This window comes from Bradyrhizobium genomosp. III (assembly GCF_000261705.1).
Taxonomy (GTDB): domain Bacteria; phylum Pseudomonadota; class Alphaproteobacteria; order Rhizobiales; family Xanthobacteraceae; genus Bradyrhizobium; species Bradyrhizobium ottawaense.
Window position 1 is genome coordinate 1 of record NZ_AJQF01000241.1, and the last position, 2,485, is coordinate 2,485.

A 2,485-nucleotide genomic window follows, 5' to 3' on the forward strand; every position below is an offset into this window, starting at 1 on the left:
TTCGCGGATAGAGCGCGCCTTACTTGATCAGCTCTTTTTCCTTGTAATAGCGGATCGCGCCGGGGTGCAGCGGAACCGGGCTGCCTGTCGCGGCGGTCTCGAGCTTGATCTCCTTGCCGGCCGCGTGTGCATTCTGCAATTCCGGCAGCGATTCGTAGATCAGCTTGGTCATCTGATAGGCGAGATCGTCCGACACCGCGGAGCTCGTGACGAGATAGTTGATCACCGCCGCAGTCGGCACGTCCTTGTCCTGGCCGGTATAGGTGTTGGCCGGAAGGATCGCGGAGACGAAGGGCGGGCCGATCTTGTCGACGGTCTCCTTCGGCACCGACACCACCGTGATCGGGCTCGAGGTCGAAAGGTCCTTCAGCGAGGCGACGCCGAGACCGGCCGATTGCAGCGTGGCGTTGAGCTGGCGGTTCTTCATGAGGTCGACGGATTCGGCGAACGGCAGATATTCGACCTTGCCGAGATCCTTGTAGCTCATGCCGGCGGCGGCCAGGATCGCACGCGAATTCAGCTCGGTGCCGGACTTCGGCGCACCGACGGAGAGGCTCTTGCCCTTGAGGTCGGCCAGCGTCTTGATGCCGGACTCGGTGGTCGCGACGATCTGGATGTAGTTCGGATAGATCGCGCCGATGGTCCTGAGCTTGTCGAGCTTGGTCTTGAAGCCCGCCTCCTCCTCGCCGTCCCAGGCGGCCTTGAGCGAATCGCCGAGCGTGAACGCCAGCTCGCCGCGGCCCTGCTGCAGCAGGATCAAATTCTCGACCGACGCCTTGGTGGCCTGCACCTGCGTCTTCACGTTCGGAATCTTGTCGCCGTAGATCTTCCCGATCGCGACCCCGAGCGGATAATAGACGCCGGAGGTGCCGCCGGTCAGCACGTTGATGAAGGATTGCGCCTGCGCGCAAGGTGCCGACGCCGCCAGAGCAAGAGCCGCGGCCGCGCCGAAAATGGTCCGTTTCATGGTTGTTGTTCTCCCCAAACCGGCGGCGAAATTGGCCGGATGAGGGATGCGGGTCAACCCATCCAAAAGACAAAACAGGACTGCGGTAAACGGCCGATCCGCTGAATTTTTCGGGAACCCGCGGTGCGGCGAGGTGGCGCAGTCGCCCGCGGCGCATCCTTCGAGACGCCCGCCTGCGGCGGCCCTCAGGATGAGGACGGAGTACGTGACAGCGATTTCAACAGCAAAGCTGGCGCTCAGCCTCATTCTGAGGAGACCGCGAAGCGGTCATCTCGAAGGACGAGGCGCTCGCTCAGGCCCCGCCAAGCGCATACGCGATCGCCCTCCCCGTAAGCAGGAGGGAGCGCGCCGTCACTGGCGCGGCTTTACTGGCAAGGCTTTGCTGGCAAGGCTTTGCTGGAAAGGCTTTACTGGCAAGCTCTCACTGGAACGTCATGTCCAGGCATTTGGAGATGTCGGAACCGAGGCCGGAGGAGATGATGATGCAGCCGCGCACCTTCTGCGCGCCGACATCGGCGGCCCACACCGAATAGCCGCCGGGGCCGAAGAACGAATTGGTGTTCGGCGGCTCGGTCTCGGTCGCGTCGAAATCATACTTGCCGTCGGTCTCGAAGATGCGCGGCTTCTTGGTGCAGCCGCCGTCGGTCTGGACGTTGATGACTTCCTTGTTGTCGCGGGTCAGCGCCAGCGAGACCTGGCAGCGGAAATATTCCGAGGTCTTGGTGTTGAACAGATAGGTGTAGGACTTGCAGGTCGCCGTGTTCAGCTTGCCCGGGGCAAGGCCGCGGCTGCACGAAATCCGCTGGTTGTGGCTGAGTTGGTAATCATCGGCCCGGGCGGCCGGTGCCAGCGCCGTCAACGACAATGCAGCAGCCCAGCAAAGTTTAATCACATGGCGCATCCGAATCATCCCCACCCATAATTTTGTCGAGTTGCGTTCTAGACGGAAAGCGGAACATAGTCGCGAGGGGACGAAGGGAAAATCACAAACTGCTGGGCAAGACGTGATGCGCTGCGGCGCTTTCGCAAATTGACCCGGACAAGCCGTTCGTGATTTGTTCAAGCCGGGTACCCCAGCGACGGGGAGGATGGATGATGACATTTTCAACCAAGACATTTGCACTTGTTTCGGCTGCACTCGTAACGGTGCTCGGCGCGTTCGCCGCGCCCGCTTTCGCGCAAGCCCCTGCAACGCCGTGGGAGCTCAAGCCCGACACCGGCTATGCCTATGACAGGGAGGGCAAGACCTTTTCCTACAAGATGGGCACCAGCAACGCCGGCGAGCTCCTGAAGGGCGCCAAGAAGGTCCCGAAGGGCACGCTGTTCTTCATCGGCCACAACGGCCAGCTCTACATGCGCAGCGGCCCCTATCTGGAAGGCGACGGCAAGTTCAAGTTCGGGCCGGATCAGTAAGCGCGCTGCCGTAGGGTGGGCAAAGGCGCGTTAGCGCCGTGCCCACCATCTCTCTCTATCGCAAAAGGTGCGTGGGCACGCTTCCGCCGCCGCTCTTCGAGCTAT

The 2,485-nt window shown here is 62.0% G+C and carries 3 protein-coding genes; 1 reads left to right on the top strand and 2 read right to left on the bottom strand.

Translation table 11 applies throughout. The annotated features are described in order from the left end of the window. Positions 1 to 19 precede the first annotated feature (19 nt). Together IC66_RS0120885 and IC66_RS0120890 are read right to left on the bottom strand one after the other, a co-directional pair. Complete coding sequence (locus IC66_RS0120885) at positions 20 to 967, bottom strand: TAXI family TRAP transporter solute-binding subunit (protein ID WP_038948878.1); 948 nt, start codon at positions 965 to 967, stop codon at positions 20 to 22. Between the two features lie 421 nt (positions 968 to 1,388). Further along, positions 1,389 to 1,868 carry a hypothetical protein gene (locus tag IC66_RS0120890; protein ID WP_038948879.1) on the bottom strand — a complete coding sequence of 160 codons (480 nt, stop codon included), beginning with the start codon at positions 1,866 to 1,868 and terminating at the stop codon, positions 1,389 to 1,391. A 194-nt stretch (positions 1,869 to 2,062) separates the two neighbouring features. On the opposite strand from IC66_RS0120890, the gene IC66_RS0120895 reads away from it, so the two are divergent. After that, entirely contained in the window at positions 2,063 to 2,380 is a 318-nt protein-coding gene (locus IC66_RS0120895; RefSeq protein ID WP_028140715.1) for a hypothetical protein, read from the top strand. The last annotated feature ends 105 nt before the right edge of the window (positions 2,381 to 2,485 follow it).